The sequence below is a fragment of the Gracilibacillus timonensis genome, from assembly GCF_900086715.1.
Taxonomy (GTDB): domain Bacteria; phylum Bacillota; class Bacilli; order Bacillales; family Amphibacillaceae; genus Gracilibacillus; species Gracilibacillus timonensis.
Genome location: NZ_FLKH01000008.1, coordinates 79,398 through 104,803, shown reverse-complemented (window position 1 = coordinate 104,803; position 25,406 = coordinate 79,398). Strand labels below are relative to the sequence as shown.

Annotated in this window: 24 protein-coding genes; 22 read left to right on the top strand and 2 right to left on the bottom strand. The window is 40.0% G+C overall.

Going from position 1 to position 25,406, the window contains the following annotated elements:
* The first annotated feature begins 63 nt into the window (after positions 1–63).
* Positions 64–411: a hypothetical protein gene (locus BN6556_RS01615; RefSeq protein ID WP_066186275.1), complete on the top strand. Its 348-nt coding sequence runs from the start codon at positions 64–66 to the stop codon at positions 409–411.
* Positions 412–1,058: 647 nt separating this feature from the next.
* Here BN6556_RS01615 and ahpF read toward each other — a convergent pair.
* Entirely contained in the window at positions 1,059–2,588 is a 1,530-nt protein-coding gene (gene ahpF / locus BN6556_RS01610) for an alkyl hydroperoxide reductase subunit F (protein ID WP_066186273.1), read from the bottom strand.
* Between the two features lie 15 nt (positions 2,589–2,603).
* On the bottom strand, positions 2,604–3,167 hold the full coding sequence (gene ahpC, locus BN6556_RS01605; RefSeq protein WP_066186271.1) for an alkyl hydroperoxide reductase subunit C: 564 nt from the start codon (positions 3,165–3,167) through the stop codon (positions 2,604–2,606).
* A gap of 379 nt (positions 3,168–3,546) precedes the next feature.
* Between ahpC and BN6556_RS22710 the strand changes: the two genes are divergently transcribed.
* The 21 genes from BN6556_RS22710 to BN6556_RS21440 all read left to right on the top strand — a co-directional run bounded on the left by BN6556_RS22710 (position 3,547) and on the right by BN6556_RS21440 (position 25,368).
* Complete coding sequence (locus tag BN6556_RS22710) at positions 3,547–4,137, top strand: sugar O-acetyltransferase (protein ID WP_066186268.1); 591 nt, start codon at positions 3,547–3,549, stop codon at positions 4,135–4,137.
* A gap of 300 nt (positions 4,138–4,437) precedes the next feature.
* On the top strand, positions 4,438–5,118 hold the full coding sequence (gene pcrB, locus BN6556_RS01595; protein ID WP_066186265.1) for a heptaprenylglyceryl phosphate synthase: 681 nt from the start codon (positions 4,438–4,440) through the stop codon (positions 5,116–5,118).
* Positions 5,119–5,136: 18 nt separating this feature from the next.
* A complete protein-coding gene (gene pcrA, locus BN6556_RS01590; RefSeq protein WP_066186263.1) occupies positions 5,137–7,383 on the top strand; it encodes a DNA helicase PcrA in 2,247 nt (748 codons plus the stop codon).
* Positions 7,384–7,404: 21 nt separating this feature from the next.
* The gene (gene ligA, locus BN6556_RS01585) at positions 7,405–9,420 is read left to right on the top strand and encodes an NAD-dependent DNA ligase LigA (protein ID WP_066186261.1); all 2,016 of its coding nucleotides are present in this window, start codon (positions 7,405–7,407) and stop codon (positions 9,418–9,420) included.
* A complete protein-coding gene (locus BN6556_RS01580; protein ID WP_066186258.1) occupies positions 9,417–10,568 on the top strand; it encodes a CamS family sex pheromone protein in 1,152 nt (383 codons plus the stop codon). The genes ligA and BN6556_RS01580 overlap by 4 nt, the downstream gene beginning before the upstream one ends.
* A 294-nt stretch (positions 10,569–10,862) precedes the next feature.
* Positions 10,863–11,153 carry an Asp-tRNA(Asn)/Glu-tRNA(Gln) amidotransferase subunit GatC gene (gatC, locus tag BN6556_RS01575; RefSeq protein WP_066186255.1) on the top strand — a complete coding sequence of 97 codons (291 nt, stop codon included), beginning with the start codon at positions 10,863–10,865 and terminating at the stop codon, positions 11,151–11,153.
* 12 nt (positions 11,154–11,165) lie between these two features.
* Entirely contained in the window at positions 11,166–12,635 is a 1,470-nt protein-coding gene (gatA, locus tag BN6556_RS01570) for an Asp-tRNA(Asn)/Glu-tRNA(Gln) amidotransferase subunit GatA (protein ID WP_066186252.1), read from the top strand.
* Complete coding sequence (gene gatB, locus BN6556_RS01565; protein ID WP_066186249.1) at positions 12,635–14,068, top strand: Asp-tRNA(Asn)/Glu-tRNA(Gln) amidotransferase subunit GatB; 1,434 nt, start codon at positions 12,635–12,637, stop codon at positions 14,066–14,068. Before gatA ends, gatB begins: the two co-directional genes overlap by 1 nt.
* A gap of 156 nt (positions 14,069–14,224) precedes the next feature.
* Entirely contained in the window at positions 14,225–15,166 is a 942-nt protein-coding gene (locus BN6556_RS01560; RefSeq protein WP_066186246.1) for a diacylglycerol kinase, read from the top strand.
* 161 nt (positions 15,167–15,327) lie between these two features.
* Positions 15,328–16,725: a 23S rRNA (uracil(1939)-C(5))-methyltransferase RlmD gene (rlmD, locus tag BN6556_RS01555; protein ID WP_066186244.1), complete on the top strand. Its 1,398-nt coding sequence runs from the start codon at positions 15,328–15,330 to the stop codon at positions 16,723–16,725.
* 274 nt (positions 16,726–16,999) lie between these two features.
* Positions 17,000–18,061, top strand: a complete 1,062-nt coding sequence (locus BN6556_RS01550) for a DNA cytosine methyltransferase (RefSeq protein WP_066186241.1) — start codon at positions 17,000–17,002, stop codon at positions 18,059–18,061.
* Between the two features lie 82 nt (positions 18,062–18,143).
* Positions 18,144–18,338 (top strand): hypothetical protein, encoded by a 195-nt coding sequence (locus BN6556_RS01545; RefSeq protein ID WP_066186238.1) that lies wholly within the window; start codon positions 18,144–18,146, stop codon positions 18,336–18,338.
* 19 nt (positions 18,339–18,357) lie between these two features.
* Entirely contained in the window at positions 18,358–18,537 is a 180-nt protein-coding gene (locus BN6556_RS01540) for a hypothetical protein (protein WP_066186235.1), read from the top strand.
* A gap of 193 nt (positions 18,538–18,730) precedes the next feature.
* Positions 18,731–19,045, top strand: a complete 315-nt coding sequence (locus tag BN6556_RS01535) for a YdcP family protein (protein ID WP_066186233.1) — start codon at positions 18,731–18,733, stop codon at positions 19,043–19,045.
* Positions 19,046–19,074: 29 nt separating this feature from the next.
* Complete coding sequence (locus tag BN6556_RS01530) at positions 19,075–19,458, top strand: YdcP family protein (RefSeq protein WP_066186230.1); 384 nt, start codon at positions 19,075–19,077, stop codon at positions 19,456–19,458.
* 2 nt (positions 19,459–19,460) lie between these two features.
* A complete protein-coding gene (locus BN6556_RS01525; RefSeq protein WP_066186227.1) occupies positions 19,461–20,798 on the top strand; it encodes an FtsK/SpoIIIE domain-containing protein in 1,338 nt (445 codons plus the stop codon).
* Between the two features lie 222 nt (positions 20,799–21,020).
* Entirely contained in the window at positions 21,021–22,238 is a 1,218-nt protein-coding gene (mobT, locus tag BN6556_RS01520) for a MobT family relaxase (protein ID WP_042533091.1), read from the top strand.
* Between the two features lie 15 nt (positions 22,239–22,253).
* The gene (locus BN6556_RS01515) at positions 22,254–22,475 is read left to right on the top strand and encodes a hypothetical protein (protein ID WP_042533092.1); all 222 of its coding nucleotides are present in this window, start codon (positions 22,254–22,256) and stop codon (positions 22,473–22,475) included.
* A gap of 165 nt (positions 22,476–22,640) precedes the next feature.
* Positions 22,641–23,150 carry an antirestriction protein ArdA gene (locus BN6556_RS01510; RefSeq protein WP_042533093.1) on the top strand — a complete coding sequence of 170 codons (510 nt, stop codon included), beginning with the start codon at positions 22,641–22,643 and terminating at the stop codon, positions 23,148–23,150.
* Between the two features lie 57 nt (positions 23,151–23,207).
* Positions 23,208–23,708, top strand: a complete 501-nt coding sequence (locus tag BN6556_RS01505; RefSeq protein WP_042533094.1) for an antirestriction protein ArdA — start codon at positions 23,208–23,210, stop codon at positions 23,706–23,708.
* A 92-nt stretch (positions 23,709–23,800) separates the two neighbouring features.
* Positions 23,801–25,368 (top strand): IS3 family transposase gene (locus BN6556_RS21440; RefSeq protein ID WP_392388580.1). Its coding sequence is split into 2 segments (ribosomal slippage): positions 23,801–24,446 and positions 24,446–25,368, totalling 1,569 coding nucleotides; the frame shifts between segments, so codons are not numbered across the junction.
* The last annotated feature ends 38 nt before the right edge of the window (positions 25,369–25,406 follow it).

The following is a 25,406-nucleotide window of genomic DNA, read 5'->3' as shown; positions in this document are numbered from 1 at the left end:
GTTTAAACCAATTTCGATCTACATCTGGATGACCAATTATTTTGAATGTAGAAAGGAGATAGAATGAAAGCTTATTCATGGAGAAGTTATTCGTTTTTGGCTATGAGTATCATCGTCTCTCTTTCCTTTTTGTTTCTTTTATATACAACAACGGCTTATAATAAATGGATCTTACCCTTTGTCCTAGCGATTATTGTACTAGGCGCCGTATTCTCACTTATTATGTTGTTTCTCACCTTATTTAATAAAAAGGAAAAGAAAATGATCGCCATTTTTGCTTCTATTATAACCATACTAAACACGGCATTAATCGTTTTTGTTTTGTGGTTAATGATGGTTTATCCATGGTGGTTTTTTGGTGGGTTTGCTCATGTTAAGGATAGTGCGGATATCATTGTAGGAGTAGCGTAAGGATGGGATAACAGGAAAAAGTGCAAAACAGATCCTGTTCTTTTATCGCAAAAACAAGGTAGCTAGCCACACGCCGAATAGCTTAGCAATGCAGTGTAGTTCATTTTTTTGAATGCTTTTTGTGCAAAGGAGCATTTTGGGAGAATGGACTACGCTATCACCCACAGAGCCATAAGTCTAAAACTGACTGAAGCATATTAATCGTCTTCCTCCATAAACCCATTCTCTTCGATTAGCCTCTCCATATTTGAACCATTTGTTTGATTGGATAAAAACATATATTGTATGACGAATTTGTCCTACAACTGTCATAAACGGTTCATAAAACATTATTATCTACACAAAATTCTTTCAGGGTTTTTAACAGAATGGTTTTCTCCTTTACAAAGTTCTTTTCTTGTTGGGGTTGCCTATATCCTATTTGCATTCATTTTTATGATAGCATTTAGAAGTGTTCATTTTTATGATTCCATACGAAAACTACAAAGGATAAACCATTGCTAAGTAAATGGTGTCTGCGGAATCCTTCTCTAGGCTTATCGAACATACTATCCAGCTGATATTATCCTACTATATCAGCACTTATCATCTATGGAACGTAAAGTCCCACAAAAAATGACTAGCGGGATCCCGCTAGTCATTGATAATTAATTTCGAATCATATAATCAAATGCACCTAAAGCTGCGGTAGCACCAGATCCCATCGAAATAATAATCTGTTTGAAGGCACTATCGGTACAATCGCCGGCTGCAAAAACGCCAGGGAGGTTAGTACCGCCACGTTTATCTACAATGATCTCACCGAATTTACTGCGTTCAAGTGTTCCTTCTAACCATTCCGTATTTGGTACAAGACCGATTTGTACGAAGACACCTGCCAGTTCAATCGAATGTTCCTCTTCGGTGTCACGATCGACATAACGAAGTCCTTGTACTTTATCAGCGCCATATATTTCTGATGTGCGGGCATTGGTAATAACCGTCACATTCGGCATGCTGAATAGGCGTTCTTGCAATACTTGATCGGCTTTTAATTCAGGCAGGAATTCCAACACTGTAACGTGTTTGACAATTCCCGCAAGATCAATTGCTGCTTCAATACCAGAATTACCTCCACCGATTACCGCTACTTCTTTTCCTTCAAAAATAGGTCCATCACAGTGTGGACAATATGCCACACCTTTATTTTTGAATTCTGCTTCACCAGGTACACCGATATTTCTCCAGCGTGCCCCAGTAGATAGAATCACGGTCTTACTTTTTAGGGTAGCGCCGTTCTCTAGCTCTAATTCAAAAAGGTCATTTTTCGCTAATGATTTAGCACGCATCGAGTTCATGATATCTACCTTATAATCACGAACATGCTCTTCTAAGTTAGCGACAAGTTTTGGTCCTTCTGTATAAGTGGTCGTAATAAAGTTTTCGATTCCTTTTGTATCCTGAACTTGACCGCCAAAGCGCTCTGCTACGATACCAGTACGAATTCCTTTTCGCGCTGCGTAGATGGCCGCACTTGCTCCAGCAGGTCCACCTCCAACAACCAATACATCAAAGGGTTCTTTCTCATTAAGTTCTGAAATATCTACTGTACTTCCTAACTTCTCTAAAATGCTTTCTAACGTTTGACGACCGTTAATAAACGATTCGCCATTTAAGAAAACAGCTGGTACAGCCATGACATCCTTGTCTTCTGCCTCTTCTTTAAAGGCAGATCCCTCTACCATGGTGTGAGAAATATTTGGATTGATCACACTCATAAGGTTAAGTGCCTGAACAACATCCGGACAGTTTTGACAAGAAAGGCTGACATATGTTTCAAAATGCAATGGACCCTCTAATTGTTGGATCTGTTGGATCGCTTTTTCATCTGCTTTTGGTGGGCGACCACTTACTTGTAATAAAGCTAAAATAAGGGAAGTGAATTCATGCCCAAGCGGAACCCCGGCGAAAGCAACGCCAGGGTCCTCCCCACCTGCAGGGCTGATGCTGAAGGTAGGTGTTCTTGGGAAATTTCCCTGTTCTAAGCTGATTTTATCGGACATGCTAGCAATTTCCTTAACTAGCTCGTCCACTTCTTTCGATACATCATCTGTACCAACCTGTGATTGAATAACAATGTCGTTCTCTAATAGTTTCAAGTATTCATTAAGTTGAGCTTTTATTTCTTGATCAAGCATGTTGAACCTCTTTTCTTATATTTTACCCACTAGATCAAGGCTTGGTTTTAAGGTTTCTCCACCTTCTTGCCATTTAGCAGGGCAAACTTCATCAGGATTGTTACGTACATATTGAGCTGCTTTGATTTTGTTAATTAAGGTACTAGCATCGCGACCGATACCTTCTGCATTGATTTCGACAGCTTGGATAATACCATCTGGATCAATGATAAAAGTACCGCGATCCGCTAGGCCTTCCTCTTCTCTTAACACCTCGAAGTTACGAGAAAGCTGTTGAGATGGGTCGCCAATCATCGTGTATTCGATTTTGCCAATCGCATCTGAGCTTTCATGCCATGCCTTGTGTGTAAAATGTGTGTCGGTGGAAGCAGAATAAACTTCTACACCTAATTGCTGAAGGTCAGCATATTGATCTTGTAAATCCTCTAGTTCTGTTGGGCATACGAAGGTGAAGTCTGCTGGATAAAAGCAAACAATGCTCCATTTCCCTTTAAAGTTTTCCTCTGTGACATCAACGAATTCTCCTTGACGGAATGCCGATGCTTTGAATGGTAGTACTTCTTTACCTACTAATGACATAATGATTGTCCTCCTTAAATATTCTCTATTTTAGTATTATTTTATTTACCAGCAATGAAGTAAATAAAATAATTATTACTCTAGAGTCATTATTAATAATAAATGATCAAAAGTCAAGAATTATGCTAGACATCTGAGTTGCTTGATTCTCAATTGTCAATAAATTGTGAACATGTAGAGGGGCGAATTGGTTTGCAACATGAAAAAATCCAATATACTATATAAGTTGAATGAAATAACTTCTTATAGATTGAATAGAATGGATCAAACGAGGTATTATCAGGAAATAATGTGAGCAAAGCCGGGCTTGTCACACGATTTTGTTACATTTATAAGTTCAACTTATATAGTAAGCAATGAAAAAGGGGAGGATGTACAGATGAATATCGAAGAGATAAAACAAATGGTGAATACTGGTGAAATGTACAACGATGCCCATCCAGATGTGGATCGAATCCGCAAAGGGGCGATAGCTGTGTGCAGGCGCTATAATAAAAAGGTAAATGATGATAATGAATATGATCTTACTATTTTGCAGGATTTATTTGAACGAATAGGGGAAGATGTGCTAGTAGAATCCAACTTCCGCTGTGAATTTGGTTTTAACATTCGAATTGGTAATCATGTCTATCTGAATCACGATATGATCATATTAGACTGCCATCGAGTGTCTATCGGGGATGATGTCTATGTTGGACCAAGAGTTGGCTTGTATGCCGCAAACCATGCAGAAGACCCTATCGAACGTATTAATGGTGGGGTATACGCCAAGCCGATTACAATTGGTAATAAAGTGTGGTTAGGAGGCGATGTCCAAGTCACACAAGGGGTTACTATAGGTGATAATTCGATTATCGGCGCCGGCAGTGTTGTTACCAAGGATATACCGGCCAACGTGATGGCAGCAGGTAATCCTTGCCGTGTCATTCGTGACATTCAGGAATCTGAGGTGAAATGGACAAAGCAATAAGGAAAAGGACGTGCGTTGTCGTCAAAAACAGGTAGCGCACGATTTCCGAATCCAGCGCGGCACTCCCCCGAATACGTGCCCAGCACAGAAAAGTGATCAGCCCCACCACTTAGGAAAATAACAATTCAACCCCATTAATCCATAAAGAAGCAAAGGTGTCCCTATCAAAGAGAAAATGAACATAAACACCCCACTTCCACTTTTTCTGATAAATTACTTAGATATCACTCTAAAATAGTGAAGATTTTTGTTATAATGTAATAATGGGTAGAGAAACGCGATTACTGGAGGATTAAAGCCGTGTATAACATAGATGAATGGAAGCATATCTTCAAGTTGGATCCTGCCAAAGAACTTTCCGAGGATATGATCAATAAAATATGCGAATCAGGAACCGATGCGATAATAGTTGGGGGCACAGATAGCGTTACGTTAGATGGTGTCCTGCAGTTGCTTAGTTCGATTCGCCGTTATCCCGTACCGGTTATTTTGGAAATATCAAATATCGAATCGGTGACACCAGGCTATGACTATTATTTTGTGCCAATGGTATTAAACAGTCAGGCAAAGCAGTGGATGATGGATAGGCAGCATCAAGCGGTGGTAGAGTATGGTGATATCATCAACTGGGAAGAATTGTACGCAGAGGGATACTGTATTATGAACGAAGAATCCAAGGTGTACCAACATACTAATTGTCAATTGCCTACGCCAGATGAGGCGGTAGGTTATGCAAGGATGGCAGAACATCTATTCCATTTGCCTTTTTTCTATTTGGAGTACAGTGGAACCTATGGTGAGGTTACCTTAGTGGAAAAAGTCAGCCAGCAGTTAGATAAGACAAAATTGATTTATGGAGGCGGCATTGAAACAAAGGAACAAGCCGCTGAAATGGGGCAATATGCCGATATTATTGTAGTAGGGAATGCTATTTATGAACATCCCAAACAAGCCTTGACAACGGTAAAGGCGATTAAGTAAAAGAAGGACGGTGTTAAGATGAGTCGGACGATGCGTGATTTGTTACAAGGGTTAAATGAGAAGCAGCGTGAAGCGGTGAAGCATACAGAAGGTCCACTCTTAATTATGGCAGGTGCTGGTAGTGGTAAGACAAGGGTGCTTACTCACCGGATTGCCTATTTGTTAGATGAAAAGGAAGTATCACCACGAACGGTGCTGGCCATCACATTTACCAACAAAGCAGCTCGAGAAATGAAGGATCGTGTAGCGGCTCTTGTGGGACCGTCTGCCCATCACATGTGGATATCCACCTTTCACTCGATGTGTGTCCGTATATTAAGAAGAGATATTGACCGCATCGGTTATAGCAGTAATTTTTCGATCTTAGATGGTGCCGATCAATTAACAGTGATTAAGAATATTATGAAGGATAAGAATATAGATAAGAAGAAGTTTGATCCAAGAGCGATGCTTGGTGCTATTTCCAGTGCGAAAAATGAGTTAACAACACCGGAAAAATTTGCAGAATCGGCAAACGACTTTTACAGCAGGCAAGTAGCTGATATTTATACCGAGTATCAAAAGCGGCTGCGTAAAAATCAGTCCTTAGATTTTGATGATTTAATCATGCAGACGATCCATCTGTTTAAACGGGTGCCAGAGGTATTGGAATATTATCAGCGCCGTTTTCAGTACATCCACGTGGATGAGTATCAAGATACCAATCATGCCCAGTATTTCTTGGTGAAACAGCTTGCCAATCGTTTTCAAAACTTGTGTGTGGTAGGAGATTCGGATCAGTCGATCTATGCTTGGCGTGGTGCGGATATTAGTAATATCTTATCCTTTGAGCAAGACTATCCAAGTGCACGTGTCGTTCTCCTGGAACAAAACTATCGTTCCACCAAATCAATTTTGCAGGCGGCGAATGGTGTGATCAAACACAACATGGAAAGGAAGCCGAAGAACCTTTGGACAGATAATGATGACGGGCATCGTATTCATTATTTTAAAGCGTCCACGGAACGAGAAGAGGCATTATACGTTACGGAAAAAATTGAAGAATTGACTCGTGGAAGCTATCGTTACAATGATATGGCTGTCCTTTACCGCACCAATGCCCAATCCCGTGCGATTGAAGAAACCTTTATGAAGGCCGGTGTCCCTTATCAAATGGTAGGAGGAACGAAATTCTACGATCGTAAAGAGATTAAGGACTTACTTGCTTATCTGCGGTTAATCGTTAATCCGGATGATGATATTAGTTTCACTCGTGTGGTGAATGTGCCAAAACGAGGCATTGGTAAGACAACCATCGATAAATTGACAGCTTATGCCCAAATGAATGATATTTCATTGTATACGGCAGTTCAGGAAGTGGATTTTGTCGGCGTCAGTGCCAAGGCAGCTAAAGCTTTGATGGCATTTGCGCAAATGATTAAAAATTGGGTGCAGCAGCAAGAATTTCTAACCGCTACAGACATGGTAGATGAAGTCATTGCCACAACAGGCTATGAAGAGATGTTGATCAACGAACGAAGCATTGAGGCCCAAACACGACTGGAAAATATTGAAGAATTCAAAACGGTTACGAAAAATTTTGAAGAGACGGCAGAAGAGGATACGACACTTGTGAACTTTTTAACCGATCTGGCCTTGATTTCTGATATCGATCAAATGAATGATAATTCGGATGAAGAAGATAGTGTAACGATGATGACTCTGCATGCAGCGAAGGGGTTAGAGTTTCCGTCTGTATTTTTGATTGGCATGGAGGAAGGGGTTTTTCCTCATAGCCGTTCTTTAATGGATGAAGCACAAATGCAGGAAGAGCGACGTCTCGCTTATGTAGGGATTACAAGGGCAGAGGAAGTTCTTCATGTGTCCCATGCACAAATGCGCACCTTATTCGGACGCACGAATATGAATCCGCTCAGTCGTTTTATTGATGAGATACCGGAAGAATTACTGGAAGGGAAAGAGCCAGCAGTAGAACCGTCGTTCTCCACAAGTAGCGAGCGAATCCCTCTTCAGGACCAAGCATTACCATTTGAAAAGCCGCAGCCAAAACAAAAACGACAGGCGATTCGCCATGTAAATCCGACAATCGATGGAGAAAAGCAGGGCTGGCAAATTGGAGATAAGGCGAGTCATACTAAATGGGGACAAGGCACAGTGGTGAAAGTCAGTGGCGAAGGAGAAGATCTGGAGCTGGATATTGCTTTCCCAGCACCAGTTGGTATTAAACGATTATTGGCCAAGTTTGCTCCGATAACCAAAGCGTAAAACAAGGAGGTGTTTTCCTGCATGACAGAACAAGAGGCACGTGAGCGCTTAGAGGCACTGCGTGACGAACTGAATACGCATAATTATCAATATCATGTATTGGATCAGCCAACGATACCTGATATAGAATATGATAAAAAAATGAAAGAATTAAAAGATATTGAAACGGAATTTCCTTACCTTGTGACAGGAGATTCCCCTTCCCAACGAGTAGGGGGACCGCCGTTAGATGCATTTGAGAAAGTGACACATCGAGTCCCGATGCTTAGTCTTGGCAATGCCTTTAATGAAGGTGATCTGGTTGACTTTGATCGCCGTGTCCGTGAAGGTCTCGGTATCGACAATGTGACTTATGTATGTGAGTTGAAGATTGATGGTCTGGCGGTTTCCTTGCGTTATCAAGATGGACTTTTTGTACAAGGTGCTACTCGTGGGGATGGCGTCACAGGAGAGGATATTACCAGTAACCTCAAAACGATTAAGAGTATTCCGCTTCGGATTAAGGAACATTCTCCAGTAGAGGTACGCGGGGAAGCCTACATGCCGCAACAGTCTTTTGCTGCTTTAAATGAAGCGCGTGAGCAAGAAGGAGAAGCACTTTTTGCTAACCCAAGGAATGCTGCCGCTGGATCCTTACGTCAATTAAATCCGCAAATTGCAGCCAAGCGCCACTTGGATATTTTCTTATATGCCGTTGGGGAATGGGAGGCAGGTACGCTAGAGACGCATAGCGAACGGTTAAACTATCTACAAAAGTTAGGGTTTAAGACCAATCCCGAATGGCGTAAATGTATAGGAATAGAACAAGTATTGGATTTTGTCCATCAATGGGTGGAAAAACGGGCAAGACTTTCTTACGATATTGATGGCATTGTCGTCAAAGTAGATAACTTAGAAGCACAAGAACAGCTCGGTTTTACCGCCAAAAGTCCACGATGGGCGATTGCCTATAAATTCCCTGCTGAAGAGGCTGTCACTCGATTAGTTGATATTGAATTGAGCGTCGGGCGTACCGGAGTGGTTACACCTACAGCCATTCTCGAAGCCGTCAAGGTAGCAGGAAGCACGGTACAACGAGCTTCTTTGCATAATGAAGATTTAATTAAAGAAAAGGACATCCGCATCGGAGACACCGTTATAATCAAAAAAGCAGGAGATATTATCCCTGAGGTCGTAAAGGTTGTTATGGAAGAACGCAGCGATGATTTGGAGCCCTTTTCGATGCCAAAGCACTGTCCATCTTGTCAGGACGAGCTGATTCGTTTAGAAGAAGAAGTTGCCTTGCGTTGCATTAATCCCAATTGTCCGGCCCAATTACAAGAGGGGCTGATTCATTTTGTCTCCAGATTAGCGATGAATATTGATGGCTTAGGGGAAAAGGTGATTGAGCAACTATTTAAAGAAGGTTATGTCCAGACGATTGCCGATTTATATCGATTAGACCACGACGAGCTGATTCAACTAGAGCGAATGGGGGAAAAATCAACCGCCAACTTGTTGTCTGCTATTGAAGCATCGAAAGAAAACTCCTTAGAGCGCTTGTTATTTGGACTAGGCATTCGTTTCGTAGGATCCAAAGCAGCCAGGACACTCGCTGCTCATTTTGATTCGATGGATCGACTGCAGGAAGCAGATTTGGAGGATTTGATTGCCATTGATGAAATAGGCGATAAAATGGCCGATTCGATTGTTCGATATTTTGCCGATGATAAGGTCCAGGAATTAATGGCAGAATTAAAAGGACTGGGATTAAACATGACCTATCTCGGTCCGAAATTAGCAGAAGTGTCTTCCGATAGTCTATTTGCGGATAAAACAGTTGTATTAACTGGAAAATTATCGATATATACGAGACAAGAGGTGAAGCAGCGAATAGAAGCACTTGGTGGTAAAATAACAGGAAGTGTAAGTAAAAAGACTGACTTGGTTATTGTCGGAGAAGATGCTGGTTCTAAGTTAACAAAAGCAAGAGAATTAGATGTAGAGGTTTGGGAGGAGTCACAACTTCAAGCCGCCTTAGAGGAGGAAACACCGTGAAGAAGAGTCTAGCCGTGCTTATGGTAATGGTACTTCTAGCAGCAGGCTGTTCCCCCGATTTTGGTGATCAACCGGAGGATGCAGTCATCGATGACAATGTCGAGGATTCACTAGATGATACAGCGATTATTCCAAAGTATAATGTGACTGAGGAAAATTATCGTGTCTTGATTGATTCCAATTTAAGTCAGGCTAGAGGGGTTATTACCAATCAAATTGCCAATCGTGTGGACATAGACGAGCTAGAAGAAGGATTGCGTCGCCATTCGAAAGAACCATTTAACCCGGAAGATTATTATTTTCAGGAGGGACAGTATTTAACAGATAACGTTCTGTATTCCTGGCTCGAACGTTTTGATTCAGAGGAAAGCCCGGAAGGATTAAACCCGGAATTAGAAGAAGCAGATTCCGCGCGAGAAGCAGAAGAAAATAATCCAAGGTACCTTTCTCATATCTTGGAACAAAATTATTTAAGAAAGACAGAAGATGACTCAGTTGAATTGGCTGGTATGTCGATTGCGATTGCGATGAAATCGGTCTATCGTTTTCAAACGGAAACCGGCGGACCTTACTATTATGAAGACATTTCCGAATCTGAAATGCGAACAGAGGCCAATCGAGTGGCAAATGAGGTCGTGCAACGAATTCGAGAAATGGAAGACATCCCAAATGTACCGATCCGTTTAGCTATATACCGGGAAGCCGATCAGAACTCGTTAGTTCCAGGACATTATGTAGCAGTAAGCAATGTTCCTGCCGATAGCGCCTCTGTAGATGATTGGGATGATATTAACGAGGAAACCGTGTTATTCCCGTCTAATCATGCGCAAGAGGTTAGCCCAGATATAGCGGCAACGTTAGTTGATTTTGAATCAGATGTTGCTTCGTATTTTCCCAACTATGTAAGTGTAATAGGCAGAGGCTTTTTCCAAGATGGCAATTTGCGCAGGTTAACGGTTGATATTCCAGTTTCTTTTTATGGTAAGGCGGAATTGATTGGTTTTACGCAATATGTCTATGGTCTGGTGCTATCCGGTTTTTCCAATGAATATCCGATTGAAATCAATATAAAATCCGGTGAAAGGCAAGAAGCAGTAATTGTCAGGGAAGCAGGAGAAGAAGAGGGATTTGTGCATATTTACCGTTAAATCTATTTATTCTGCATTAAATGTTCGTACGTTTTCCTACAATACATTCTGATCAGTCTAGCTAAGCATCAATGAAGGCTTTATGAAAACTTATGGCACAAAACGGTTTTAGAAAAGCAGAATTAATGGTAAAATATACGTTATGTATTTTATCATGGTGCAAACGTCCGAACCTCCTTGCTTCCAGACTTGAGAAGGTAAAAAAGTTTGGAAGTAAGGGATAGTGGACGGATTCCTCGATAAGTCCCACTAACAAATTTATTAATATGAAAATAATACATGGAGGTGAAACACGTGGCGGAGATTTCAAAAGAACAAGTAAAGCACGTGGCAAATTTAGCTCGTCTTGCATTAAATGAAAAAGAAGTAGAGATGTTTACCCAACAACTAGGGGATATCATTAATTACGCAGAGTTACTTAATGAATTGGACACTAGTGAGGTAGAACCAACGACACATGTTCTCGATTTAAAGAATGTGCTGCGTAAAGATGAAGCAGCAGAATGGATTACCAAAGAAGACGCGCTCAAAAATGCGCCAGATCAAGCGGATGGTCAGTTCCGTGTACCATCTATCTTAGAATAAGGAGGGTTTCATTTGTCACTTTTTGATTATTCATTAAAAGAATTACAAGACAAGCTACATAACAAAGAAATTACCGTTAGTGATCTTGTACAAGCCTCGTTTGATCGTATCGATGAAGTCGATGATCAAGTCAAGGCATTTATTACATTAAATAAAGCGGAAGCAGAGCGACAGGCAAAAGAATTAGATGAACAACTGGGAACAGAGGCTGCTATTCTGTATGGTATGCCAATTGGAATTAAAGATAATATCGTTACGAAAGGATTACGCACTACATGTGCTAGCCAAATCCTCGATAATTTAACCGACCCGCTGTATGATGCAACGGTTATTCAGAAATTGAATAAAGAAAAAACTGTTACAATTGGAAAACTGAATATGGACGAGTTTGCGATGGGCTCTTCTACTGAAAATTCCAGTTATCCTAATACGCGCAATCCTTGGAATACCGATTATGTACCAGGTGGCTCCAGTGGTGGTTCTGCAGCAGCCGTGGCAGCAGGAGAGGTACTATTCTCTCTAGGTTCTGATACAGGTGGATCGATCCGCCAGCCTGCAGCCTTCTGTGGTGTCGTTGGCTTAAAACCTACGTATGGTTTGGTTTCTCGCTTTGGTTTAGTGGCTTTCGCTTCTTCCTTAGATCAGATTGGTCCGATTACGAGAACCGTAGAAGATAATGCTCACTTATTACAGGCGATCGTTGGCCATGATAAGATGGATTCAACATCCGCAAATGTGGATATTCCTTCCTATAGTGAGGCACTTAATCAGGATGTCAAAGGTTTGCGCATTGCCGTTCCGAAAGAATATCTGGCAGAAGGTGTTGATCCAGAAGTAAAAAATGCCATATTAGCTGCACTGAAGCAATATGAGGAGTTGGGAGCAACTTGGGAAGAGGTTTCTCTGCCACACTCTAAATATGCCGTTGCTGCTTATTATTTATTGGCATCTTCAGAAGCAAGTTCCAACCTTGCTCGTTTTGACGGTGTCCGCTACGGTAAGCGTACCGAGAAGCCTGTTGATATGATAGACATGTTTAAAGAATCCCGTGCAGAAGGCTTTGGCGACGAAGTAAAACGTCGGATCATGCTGGGAACGTTTGCCCTCAGCTCTGGTTATTATGATGCCTATTATAAAAAAGCACAGAAGGTACGTACGTTGATTAAACATGATTTCGACAAAATTTTTGCTGATTATGATGTGGTTGTAGGTCCAACAACACCAACCCCTGCCTATAAAGTTGGGGAAAAAATCGATGACCCGTTAACCATGTATACAGATGATGTATTAACAACGCCAGTTAACTTAGCTGGTTTACCAGGTATCTCGATACCGTGTGGTTTCTCGAGCAAAGGTTTACCAATAGGGTTACAAATTATTGGTAAGCATTTCGATGAATCGATGATCTACCGTACCGCATATGCCTTTGAAAAAGCAACAGATTTTCATACCAAACGCCCTAGCTTGGGAGGTGACCAATAATGACAAACTTTGAAACAATCATCGGTTTAGAGGTACACGTAGAATTGAAAACAGCTTCAAAAATCTTTAGCCCTGCCTCCAACGCCTTTGGGTCCGAACCAAATAGTAATGTAAATCCAATTGACTTAGGTTATCCAGGGGTTCTACCTGTATTGAATGAAGAGGCCGTAAACTATGCGATGAAAGCTGCGATGGCGATTAATTGTGAGATTGCTACAGATACTAAGTTCGATCGGAAGAACTATTTTTATCCAGATAACCCTAAAGCATACCAAATTTCGCAATTTGATCAACCGATTGGAGAACATGGTTGGATCGAAATTGAAGTAAATGGTGAAAAGAAAAAAATCGGTATTACCCGCCTTCATTTGGAAGAAGATGCCGGTAAATTAACCCATGGTGACGATGGTTATTCGCTTGTAGACTATAATCGTCAAGGTACACCGTTAGTGGAGATTGTATCTGAGCCTGATATCCGTACACCAGAAGAGGCCTACGCCTATCTCGAGAAATTAAAAAATATTATTCAGTATACCGGTGTATCTGATTGTAAGATGGAAGAGGGCTCCCTTCGTTGTGATGCCAATATCTCCATTCGCCCAGTAGGTCAGGAAGCATTTGGTACCAAAACCGAACTAAAAAACTTGAATTCCTTCTCTTTTGTGCAAAAAGGCTTGGAATTTGAAGAAAAGCGCCAGCGTGAAGTATTACTTGCCGGCGGTGAAATTCTTCAAGAAACTCGTCGCTATGATGAACAAACCAAGGAAACGATCTTGATGCGTGTCAAAGAAGGTTCTGACGACTATCGTTATTTCCCAGAACCAGATTTGGTACCTTTATATATTGATGATGCATGGAAAGAACGTATTCGTGCAGAAATTCCTGAACTTCCTGATGCCAGACGAGAGCGTTATGTGCAGGAGTTAGACTTACCAGCTTATGACGCAGCCGTCTTAACGAGTACCAAGGAAATGTCTGATTTCTTTGAAGGAGCCATTGCCGCAGGTGCAGATGTCAAACAAGCATCGAACTGGCTGATGGGTGAGGTATCTGCCTTTTTAAACAAAGAACAGGTAGAACTTCATGAGTTGAAAATGACCCCTGAAGCCCTTGCGAAAATGATTCAGCTGATTGCGGATGGTACGATCTCATCGAAAATGGCGAAGAAAGTGTTCGCCGAGCTAGTGAAAAATGGTGGCGATCCTGATCAGATTGTGAAAGACAAGGGACTTGTACAAATATCAGATGAAGGACAGTTACGCGAGATTATTAGTAAGATTCTTGATGAAAATGAACAATCGATCGTTGATTATAAGAATGGTAAGGATAAGGCACTCGGATTCCTAGTTGGCCAAACAATGAAGGCTACCAAAGGTCAAGCCAATCCGCCAATGGTAAACAAAATCATTCTAGAGGAAATCAACAAGCGGTAAAGGCTTGGAAAAGGAGTGTGCAGAGCCGCACAGTCCTTTTCCCTGCCTTTCCTATTATGTTAAGCGGAATGATGAAACGGATCTTCTGCAAGTTTGCTTTTAGGCGGAAAAGGATTATGATAGAAGGTAGCAACTTACGTTGAAGGAGAGAACAAGATGAAGCGTGCACGCATAATCTACAACCCAACATCTGGGCGGGAGGCATTTAAAAAAGAACTGCCGGAAGTACTTCGAAAGTTTGAAGAGGCAGGATATGAAACTTCTGCACATGCAACGACATCCGAAGGAGATGGGATAAACGCTGCAAGAAAGGCTGTAGAACAGCAATTTGATTTGATTATTGCTGCAGGTGGAGATGGAACCGTAAATGAGGTGGTTCATGGAATAGCAGAACAGCCCAATCGCCCTAAATTAGCAATTATTCCAGTGGGCACAACGAATGACTTTGCCAGAGCGTTAGGTATTCCCCGTGAGATTCATAAGGCAGTAGACACCATATTAGAACATCATACGATGCGACTGGATATCGGGAAAGTCAACGATCATCACTTTATGAATATTGCCGGTGGTGGTAAACTGACAGAGCTAACCTACGAGGTGCCAAGTAAGCTAAAAACGATGTTAGGACAGTTGGCTTATTATTTGAAAGGGATGGAAATGTTACCATCCTTGAAACCAATCAAAGCAACGATTGAATACGATGGTCATATATTTGAAGATGAGATTATGCTCTTTCTCGTTTCGAATACGAATTCGGTTGGTGGTTTTGAAAAACTCGCCCCTGCTGCTCAAATGAACGATGGTTATTTCGATTTATTGATCCTTCGCAAAACAAATCTTGCTGAATTTGTACGCATTGCTAGTCTCGCAACAAAAGGGGCACATCTAGAAGACGATCATATCTTTTATGCCAAGGCAAATCGTATTAAGGTACATGCTGAAGAAAAAATGCAATTGAATATCGACGGGGAATTTGGCGGTATGCTGCCAGGAGAATTTGAAAATTTGTATCAGCATATTGAGTTTTTTGTCTCCTCGACATTTATGGAGAAACAGGAAACCATAAAAAGAATAAGTAATGAGGCACATTCTGAGTAAGAGTGTGCTTTTTTTCGCATATTATAGGATCAAGCCTGATTATTATTTCCCAGGAAATGATCTATTTAGACAGGCTATTTCCTATTTGTAGATAGCTATGATAAAATTTGGACAAGATACGATAAGATCTAATGTCGACTGATGAAAAGGAAGTAGATAACATGACAAAAACAACCCCTCCTGTACAGAAAAATCAAACCCTTGAAATAAGATTTGAAGATATTACCCATGAAGGCGATGGCGTTGGAAAAGTGAACGGCTATCCCTTATTTGTTCCTTATGGACTGCCAGGCGAAACGGCCGAGGTAAAAGTTATCAAGGTGAAAAAGAATTTTGGCTTTGGTCGATTAACGAAACTCATCGAACCAAGTAAACATCGAGTAGATCCTCCTTGTAATGTTTATTACAAATGCGGCGGTTGCCAATTGCAGCATATGGATTACGAGATGCAATTGGACAGGAAACGCACACAGGTAGTCAGCGCATTAAAAAAATTTGGTCAGTTCGACCATATTATGGTCCATCCAACGATCGGAATGAAAGACCCATGGCGTTACCGAAATAAGGTGCAGATCCCTGTCGGCGACAAAAATGGGGAATTGATTACCGGTTTTTACCGCAAGAAAAGCCATGATATTATCACAGACATGGATCGCTGTATTATCACGGATCACGCCAATGATGAAATGGTCGGTCACATCCGTGAGATTGCCAATCGCTTAGGTATCCCTGCCTATGATGAAAAACAGCATCGTGGCGTGCTGCGACATATTATGGTTCGTTCAGGTCAAGTGACTAAGCAAATGATGGTCGTGATTATTACTAAGCCAAGCAAAGTACATGGTCTTGATCAGTTAGTTAAGGAAATTACCGAACATTATCCAAATGTAAAGTCGATTATTCACAATGTCAACCCAGATCGTACCAATGTGATTTTGGGTAAGAAAACCAAGGTACTATGGGGCGAGGAATATATTTATGATGAAATTGGTGATATACGTTTTGCTATTTCCGCTAAATCCTTTTATCAGGTCAACCCAATCCAAACGAAAAAGCTTTATGACAAGGCTTTGCAATATGCCAACTTAACCGGCAGCGAAACAGTGATCGATGCCTATTGTGGAATTGGAACCATTTCACTCTTCCTGGCTCAGCAAGCAAAGCAAATATATGGAGTCGAGATCGTACCAGAGGCGATTAACGACGCAAAGGCAAATGCCAGATTAAATCATATCGACAACGCCGAATTCTTTGTTGGTCAAGCTGAAAAGGTCTTACCATGGTGGCAGGCACAAGGATTACACCCAGATGTCATCGTCGTCGACCCACCACGAAAAGGCTGTGATCAGGCCCTATTACAAGCAATGCTGCAAATGAAACCAGAGCGGATTGTTTATGTTTCCTGTAACCCATCTACACTGGCACGAGACTTGCGCATATTAGCAGATGGGGATTACGAGGTGAAAGAAGTGCAACCAGTGGATATGTTTCCGCAGACGACACATGTGGAGGTTATAGTTTCGATACAACGGAAGAATACGTCGAAATCCTTAGTATGACAGTGTTTCACAAGCATTACCAATTTATACCTGATGGTCAAAATGGGCGAAAAAAAGTGCTAAAACATCATGTTGACGTTTCAGTGGGAATCAATCTGGTATATGGAGACACAACAAAATAAAAATTCCATAATAAGTAAGTTTAAAAATTTTAGGCGTTCAGAAAAATGAACGTCTATTTTTTTATGTCAAAATTGGAAATTTATTTTGAGAATTTATTGATTTTCTTATAAAAAATGAACCTCTAATAAATGAAATAAAGGTTGTGATTGATATGAAACTTCTTACGTTAGGAAGTTTATTTGATGGAATCGGTGTATTTCCTTTAGCTGCTTCTTTTTATGGAGTGAAACCTGTTTGGGCAAGTGAAGTTGAGAAGGCACCAATTGCAATTACGAAACGTCATTTTCCTAATATGCTTCATCTTGGAGATATTACAAAAATAGATGGTGGAGAAATACCACCTGTTCATATCATTACCTTTGGTTCTCCTTGTCAGGATTTATCTAACATTGGTAAGCGAGAAGGCCTTGCTGGAAGTAAATCCAACTTATTTTATCAAGCATTACGAATTATTGAAGAAATGAGGTGTGCAACGAATGGTGTCTATCCAGTTATCGCTGTTTGGGAAAACGTCATGGGAGCTTTTTCATCAAATAACAGGATGGATTTTAAAGCCGTGCTGGAATCTTTCACAGGTTCCAAAATTCCAATGCCTACTTCTGGAGGATGGGCAAACGCCGGAATGGTTCGAGGGAACAACGTTGATGTCTGTTGGCGATTGTTGGACGCCCGATATTGGGGAAAGCCCACTCTCGCTCAAAGAAGAAGACGTATCTTCCTCGTGGCAGATTTTAGAGGAAACCGTGCCAAAGAAATATTATTTAAAGCCCGTGATTTGCAATCGTTTCCTGCGTCTTGCGGAAAAAACAGGCTGTCCTCCGCCGGCTCCTGTGGAATACCTGTTAAAGAAACAAGGAGGAACATACCCATCATCCGACCCTTTCAAGAAAGACGTATGCGAAGTGCCGCAAAAGAAAAAAACGAAACAGGATTCATTGGAAGTTTCGGAAAGACAGATGACCCTTTTCCAACAATGCTAGCTGGTTCCGTTAATCTTTTTTCGTTTTGGTATGAAGGGAAAGAAAAAGAAGGTTTTATTCGGCAGCTTACTCCATTGGAATGTGAACGTTTGATGGGATTGCCCGAAGGCTGGACAGCTTTTGGAGAACAAGAAAAAGCAATCAGCGATTATGCCAGATATAAAGCACTTGGAAATTCAATTGCTGTACCATGTGCCGAATATATTATGGCTGGTGTTGCAGAAAGTTTATAGATAATTAATTTCTTAGCTTGTTGGATTATGGTCATCTGACATGCTTTTTTAATGGATAAAGACGCAGGAAAGGAGAAGGAACATGATGTCTTTGAAAGAGGAAGAAATATACGAAGATAAGGTCATGGAATGGATTGATGACCATTTTGTGCTGAATGAGGTTGAGATTGAAGAGTATCCGTTTTTTCTTCATGGAAAATTAGTGCGTGATAAAAAAGGGGAATCCATGATTGTTTTTTGGTGTGTAATATACGGACGTGTTGATTATCGTTTTTAATTATAAAAGGAGAATGATTATGAATATCACAACTTTTATTTGTGTACTTGATGATAATGTAAAGGCAGAAATAGAAAAGGATTTAAGAGCAGCAGGTCATTCAGAAGAAGATGTGCAAAGAGGATTGGATAGCCGTCTTTGCGATTTAGAAGACACAATAGATATTCAAAAATATAAAGAAATGCTTCAAGATAGTTAATTTATGTAGCTTAAAGATTCTTTTATAGAATTCTTTCTGTATAAAAAGAATACAGAGAACAAGTATTTGGTTAAGAAAATGAAGTGACAGGAGGTCATTTGATATGATTATTTATTATTCACGTTCTCCTCCGCTTTTATCGTTTTTGTTATGTATTTAAGAAATAAAATAATAAAGAAAAGAGGTCATTATTATGGAACTAAAATATGTCATCCCAAATATGGAGAAAACATTTGGAAACTTAGAATATGCAGGAGAAGGAAAAGTAGAACAACGACGGATTAATGGACGTATGACAACATTATCCCGCAGTTATAATCTGTATTCCGATATTCAACGGGCAGATGATATTGAGGTTGTTCTCCCGAATGAAGCTGGGGAAAAATTCTTTGAACATGAGGACAAAGTAAAACTGGTGAATGCACGTATTACCGCAGAAGGCTATAAAATCGGTGATCGTGGTTTTACAAATTATATACTACATGCTGACAACATCGTCAAAGCATAACATAGTCAACATATAAGGAGGAATATCACATGAGATTAGCACAAGGAATTGTGATTGATAAGGAAAAAACATTTGGGGTATTGAAATTTTCTGCTTTACGACGCGAAGTGTTCCTTCAAAATGAAGATGGTACTGTTTCTACAGAGGTAAAGGAACGCACGTATGATTTAAAGTCCAGGGAACAAGGACGCATGATACAAGTAAGTCTTCCTGCTTCTGTTCCATTAAAAGAGTTTGATTATAATGCAGAAGTAGAAATTATGAACCCTATTGCGGATACGGTCGCCAATGCTACCTTTCGTGGTGCGGATGTCGATTGGTATATAAAAGCCGATGACATCGTGTTAAAAGGAAAAGCAACTTCAACTATTGGAGAAAAACCATCAAAAACACCACCTAATAAGGATAAATAAGAATGAAACCTTTCAAAAAACGAGGGAAACGTATTAGAGAAAAAGACGCTTCTCTCGTTTTTCAATTTGTGTTTATATCGCTGGTTGGTATATGGCTTCTATTCTTCCTCCCTTTTCACTTATCTTTTTTATTGTCTACAACATGGGAACTTGAAGAACTACAAGCACATTTTATTAGCAAGTATGGATTAGTGGCGTTGTGTATTAGTCTCGTTTTAACGGCAGCTTGTGCTTTTGTTTATTATCGTTATTGCTATAACCACTTCAAACAGCTTATTCATCGTCAAAAACTTGCTAAAATGGTTTTAGAAAACAGCTGGTACGAAACAAAACAAGTCACGCAAGAGAGCTTCTTTAAGGATATCCCATCTAATAAATCAAAGGAGAAAATCAGTCATTTTCCGAAAATCTATTATCGGTTTGAAAAGGGTTTGTTTTACATTCAAGTAGAGATTACACTTGGCAAGTTTCAAGAACCATTATTAAATTTAGAAACCAAACTGGAAAGCGGTTTGTATTGTGAATTGGTATCGAAGGAATTACGTGATTCCTACGTGGAGTACACGCTTTTCTATGATATGATTGCGAACCGCATTTCCATTGATGAGGTTATCGCACAGGATGGAAGTTTAAAATTAATGGAGTCTTTTTATTGGGAGTATGATAAGTTACCGCATATGTTGATCGCTGGCGGTACAGGTGGCGGAAAAAGCTATTTTATTCTGACACTGATTGAAGCTCTACTCAAAACAGACGCAAAACTATATATCCTAGATCCTAAAAATGCTGATTTGGCAGACTTAGCTACCGTTATGCCTGACGTGTACTACAAAAAGGAAGATATGACAGCTTGTATTGATCAGTTCTATGAAGACATGATGAAACGGAACGAAGAAATGAAGCAAATGCCAAATTATAAGACTGGTGAAAACTATGCCTATTTAGGCTTGCCAGCCCGTTTTTTAATCTTTGACGAGTACACCTCATTTATGGAAATGGTCGGGAAAGAAAGCGTCAAAGTCATGAGTAAACTGAAACAGATTGTTATGTTGGGTAGGCAGTCAGGCTTCTTCTTAATTCTTGCTTGTCAAAGACCAGACGCAAAATACCTTGGGGATGGGATTCGTGACCAATTTAATTTCAGGGTAGGTTTAGGGCGTATATCAGAACTGGGGTACGGAATGCTTTTTGGGTCAGATGTGCAAAAGCAATTTTTTCTTAAACAAATCAAAGGACGCGGCTATGTAGATAAAGGAGATAATGTGATCTCTGAATTTTACACAGCATTTGTCCCTAAAGGACATGACTTCCTAAAAGAAATAGGTAAACTCACAAACTAAAGGCTGCCCAGTGCGGCGCCGTGCGAAGCGAAAGGCGCTGTGCTGGGTTAAGCCTGCGTGGCGACAGCCACGCTTTAACCCCCCTTATCTAACAGGGGGGTAGAAAAACAATTGAAAACTGTTCCAAAAGCCAATAAAGCCTGATGGCACAACGGTTAGGGATATATCACAAAGATGTCAGCTTTTAAGTCAAAGTTGACATCTTTTTTTTAGTTAGGAGGAATGCAAGTGTATCAAATGCCTTGGTATCACGTATTAAGAGAAAAGAGATTGGAATATGGCGTATCCCAAAATAAATTGGCGATACACGTTGGGATTTCAAGACAATATCTAAGTGAAATTGAGACAGGAAAAGTGACACCTTCAGAAGCTATTCAAACTACTTTGTTTGATATTTTAGAACAGTTTAACCCAGAAGCACCTTTGGAGATATTATTTGACTATGTGCGAATTCGATTTTTAACAACGAATCCTACACCAGTGATTGAAGATATTTTGCAGTTAAAAAAGAGTTATATGCTTCATGAAGATTTTGCTTTTTACTCGTACTTTGAGCAATATGTCTATGGAGATATTGTGGTAATGGTATCTCCTGACGAGGACAAAGGATGTCTGCTTGAACTAAAAGGGAAAGGTTGTCGTCAATTTGAAAATTTCCTTTTAGCCCAACAACGCACATGGTTTGATTTTTTTATGGAAGTGTTTCGTGTGGGTGGTGTCTTTAAGCGAATTGACCTTGCCATTAATGATAAGACAGGAATTTTGGATATCCCCTTTCTCACTCAAAAATGCAGAAATGAAGAATGTGTCACGGTATTTCGCAATTTTAAAAGCTATCGTTCGGGTGAACTAGTTCATGCAGAAGATAAACCTGACATGGGTCATACCTTATATATCGGTTCGTTAAAAAGCGACGTATATTTTAGTATCTATGAAAAAGATTATGAGCAGTATGTGAAATTTGGTACGTCTATCGAGGACACCGAGGTGAAAAATCGTTTTGAAATTCGACTTAAAAATGATCGAGCCTACCATGCGATTGTTGACTTAATGACTTATGAGGACGCAGGAAAAACCGCCTTCTCCATCATTAACCGTTACATTCGTTTTGTAGATAAGGATGAGAAAAAACGGCGGAGCAGTTGGAAAATGAATGCAGATTGGCAACGCTTTTTGGATTTAGGTGTGAATCGAAAAATTTCTTTAACGACAAAACCAGAACCGTACACATTTGATAAAACGTTGAGATGGTTAGCTCATCAGGTTGCTCCTACTTGGAAGTTAGCAACAGAAGTGGATGAAATCAATCAAACCACTGTCATCAAAGATATGTTAGCACAAGCAGAGTTATCGGACCGTCATCAAAAGATACTTTTGCAACAAACTGTTCCTGTAGAGAAAGCGATTCGCCTTCCGTCCACTAAAAATGATGAAAAATAGAAAGGAGACAGTCAAATGAATTTCGGGCAGAATATTTATAACTGGTTTTTGGACAACGCACAATCCTTAGTGTTAATGGCTATTGTTGTGATTGGCATTTATTTAGGATTTAAGCGTGAGTTTTCCAAATTGATAGGTTTTCTGATTATTGCTCTCGTTGCTGTTGGACTAGTCTTTAACGCTTCAGGTGTAAAAGATGTGTTATTAAACCTATTTAACAGGATAATAGGGGCTTAAATTGTACCGTTTGTCTGTGGAAGATAAGTGCTTTCCTTATGTTCTGCAGACAAATGGTGATCCAAGCGGTAGCGCGGAAGGGATAAATAAGTTTATGTGATGTACCAGTAAACACCTTGCTGGTGCTTTTTTTATGATTCTTTTTTAGAAAAGAGGTGAATTTCCATGAGAATGCAAGTTTTTATTGTGAATCTTGATAGATATAAGGAGGATCAAATCAGAGGATCTTGGTTTGAACCACCTATTGATTTGGAGGAAATGAAAGAACGTATAGGTTTGGACGGGGAATACAAAGAATATGCCATTTTTGATTATGATTTACCCTTTGAAATAGACGAATCCACACCTGTTTCTGAAATCAATCGTTTATGCGGAATGGTGCAAGAAATGGAAGGTTCCCCCTTATACGACGCTCTTCCCGAAGTACAAAAACATTGGTTTAATAGCTTAGAAGAATTACTTGAAAATCAGTATAAAATCCTTTATTACCCTGATTGTACCGATTTAATAGATATAGCGAAATTTTGGATGGAAGAATCAGGTATAACCCGTCTATTTGCAGAAGTCCCTTTTAATCTTGAAGACTATATTGATTATCAAGCTATTGGGCGAGATTTTGAGATTCATGGCAATTTTCTTGTGACTGCCAATGGTATATTTGAATATCTAAAATAAATGGAAAAGCAGCTTGTACTAACAGGCTGTTTTTCTTTTGTTAGGAGGCTTTAAAACATGGAAATGCAAGTGTATATAGCAAACCTCGGAAAATATAATGAAGGAGAAACGGTTGGTGCTTGGTTTACGCCACCTATTGATGTAGAGGAAGTAAAAGAACGAATTGGGTTAAACGGTGAATATGAAGAATACGCCATACACGACTTTGAATTGCCGTTTGAAATCCATGAGTACACGCCGATTTCCGAAATCAATCGTTTATGTGAAATGGTACAGGAAATTGAAGGCACTCCCTTGTATGACGCTCTCTCCGAAATACAGAGTTATTGGTTTAATAGCGTCGAAGAATTATTGGAACATCAAGATGCTATTGAATGTTACTCTGATTGTGAAAGTATGGAAGATGTAGCTCGGTATTATATAGAGGAAACTGGAATGCTTAGTGGTGTAGATCCCAGTTTACAATACTATTTTGATTACAGTTCATACGGACGTGATCTTGAAATCAATGGTGATTTTCTTGTTACCTCCCATGGAATCTTTGAATATAAGCAATAAATAGAAAGGCAGCTTGTTTAGATGATATGCTCCCTTTATAGTAGACAGAGAAATAATAAAAATTCTCTCCTACTAGGAAGGGAGTATTTTTAATGTCTAAAAGAATAACCAAACATACGCTAGAAGAACGTATGGAGATTGTACAAAAGGTGACGGAAGAAAAGAAACCGATTAGTGCTATCGCAAGAAAATATGAAATGTATGAAAATACGGTGAAAGAATGGGTTCGTAAATATAAAAGTAATGGGATAGATGGATTGAAGGAGTCAAGGAATTGGAAACAGTACCCAGAGGAATTAAAAAGACAGGCTGTAGCGTTCTATCTTGAACAAGAAAATAGCCTCAAGGTAACATGTGAACAATTTAATATTTCGTCCACTTCCGTTTTACGTCGTTGGATAAAGCTTTATACTAGTGGTAAAGCAATAAAATCCACTAGTAAAGGAAGCGTTAAAATGAGCGAAGGACGTAAAACCACATTCAAAGAACGGATAGAGATTGTCCAATATGCGATTGCCAATGATTCCAATTATCATCAAGCAGCGGAGAAGTATAAAGTTTCCTATCAACAGGTTTATAGCTGGGTTCGTAAATATGAGAAAGACGGAGAGCAGGCTCTTCAGGACCGCCGCGGGAAGACATTAGAAACTAAGCCAAATCTAACGGAAGAAGAAAAATTAAAGCTTCGGATTAAGGAATTAGAACACCGTAATCAATATTTGGAGGCAGAAGCTGGTCTCTTAAAAAAGTTAGAGGAAATCGAAAGGAGAGGATCGAACGATTAAGGAAACAAGTCCCGGCATTTGAAGCCATTCATGCCTATCATGAAGAAACAGGCATGCCGATTCAATTACTATGCGATATTTTAAAGGTGTCCCGCTCTGGATATTATAAGTGGCTGCATCACATACCAGGCGAACAAGAAGACGAAAATGCATGGCTAATCAAGAAAATCCAAATGATTTTTAAACAGTACGGAGGAATCTATGGCTATCGGCGAATCAGAATGGTGATTGATCGCAAATACGGAAAACGATATAATCTGAAGCGCATTCGTCGTTTGATGATTTTATTAGGCTTAAAATCATTTATCCGTCGTTCGAATGGATATTCCACCAAAACAAGCTACGTCAACATGGAGGAGAATATTTTGAACCGGGAATTTACGGCAGACAAGCCAAATCAGAAATGGGTAACGGATATCACACATTTAAAATACAGCCTGAGTCATAAAGCTTATTTAAGCGTCATTAAAGACCTTTATGATGGTTCGATTGTTGCCTATAAGGTTGGTTATTATAACGATAATGAGCTGGTTATGGAAACCATTAAAGCAGCACTGGAAGCAAATCCAGGTGCCACGCCTTTACTGCATAGTGATCGGGGTTCGCAATATACATCGAGGGAATATCGTTTGGTGACAACAAAAGCCGAGATTACACGCAGCATGTCCCGTGTTGGGAAATGTATTGATAATGCGCCTGTAGAAAGCTTTTTTGGCCATTTTAAAAGTGAATCTTATGATTTAAAACGATATAAGAGCTTTGAAGAATTAGTAGAGGATATTGATCGATATATCCAATTTTATAATGAAGAACGTTACCAGGAGAAATTAAACAGCCTGACACCGTTGGAATATCGGGACCAGGCTGTTGCATAGAGTTTTTGTTTTTTTACTGTCTACTTGACGGGGCACAG

Excerpts from the sequence above, each read along its gene's own strand:
- BN6556_RS01615 (WP_066186275.1), top strand. The coding sequence starts at position 64 with ATGAAAGCTTATTCATGGAGAAGTTATTCGTTTTTGGCTATGAGTATC.
- ahpF (WP_066186273.1), bottom strand. The coding sequence starts at position 2,588 with ATGCTTGATCAAGAAATAAAAGCTCAACTTAATGAATACTTGAAACTA.
- ahpC (WP_066186271.1), bottom strand. The coding sequence starts at position 3,167 with ATGTCATTAGTAGGTAAAGAAGTACTACCATTCAAAGCATCGGCATTC.
- BN6556_RS22710 (WP_066186268.1), top strand. The coding sequence starts at position 3,547 with ATGAATATCGAAGAGATAAAACAAATGGTGAATACTGGTGAAATGTAC.
- pcrA (WP_066186263.1), top strand. The coding sequence starts at position 5,137 with ATGAGTCGGACGATGCGTGATTTGTTACAAGGGTTAAATGAGAAGCAG.
- ligA (WP_066186261.1), top strand. The coding sequence starts at position 7,405 with ATGACAGAACAAGAGGCACGTGAGCGCTTAGAGGCACTGCGTGACGAA.
- gatB (WP_066186249.1), top strand. The coding sequence starts at position 12,635 with ATGACAAACTTTGAAACAATCATCGGTTTAGAGGTACACGTAGAATTG.
- BN6556_RS01560 (WP_066186246.1), top strand. The coding sequence starts at position 14,225 with ATGAAGCGTGCACGCATAATCTACAACCCAACATCTGGGCGGGAGGCA.
- rlmD (WP_066186244.1), top strand. The coding sequence starts at position 15,328 with ATGACAAAAACAACCCCTCCTGTACAGAAAAATCAAACCCTTGAAATA.
- BN6556_RS01550 (WP_066186241.1), top strand. The coding sequence starts at position 17,000 with ATGAAACTTCTTACGTTAGGAAGTTTATTTGATGGAATCGGTGTATTT.
- BN6556_RS01545 (WP_066186238.1), top strand. The coding sequence starts at position 18,144 with ATGATGTCTTTGAAAGAGGAAGAAATATACGAAGATAAGGTCATGGAA.
- BN6556_RS01540 (WP_066186235.1), top strand. The coding sequence starts at position 18,358 with ATGAATATCACAACTTTTATTTGTGTACTTGATGATAATGTAAAGGCA.
- BN6556_RS01535 (WP_066186233.1), top strand. The coding sequence starts at position 18,731 with ATGGAACTAAAATATGTCATCCCAAATATGGAGAAAACATTTGGAAAC.
- BN6556_RS01530 (WP_066186230.1), top strand. The coding sequence starts at position 19,075 with ATGAGATTAGCACAAGGAATTGTGATTGATAAGGAAAAAACATTTGGG.
- BN6556_RS01525 (WP_066186227.1), top strand. The coding sequence starts at position 19,461 with ATGAAACCTTTCAAAAAACGAGGGAAACGTATTAGAGAAAAAGACGCT.
- mobT (WP_042533091.1), top strand. The coding sequence starts at position 21,021 with ATGCAAGTGTATCAAATGCCTTGGTATCACGTATTAAGAGAAAAGAGA.
- BN6556_RS01515 (WP_042533092.1), top strand. The coding sequence starts at position 22,254 with ATGAATTTCGGGCAGAATATTTATAACTGGTTTTTGGACAACGCACAA.
- BN6556_RS01510 (WP_042533093.1), top strand. The coding sequence starts at position 22,641 with ATGAGAATGCAAGTTTTTATTGTGAATCTTGATAGATATAAGGAGGAT.
- BN6556_RS01505 (WP_042533094.1), top strand. The coding sequence starts at position 23,208 with ATGGAAATGCAAGTGTATATAGCAAACCTCGGAAAATATAATGAAGGA.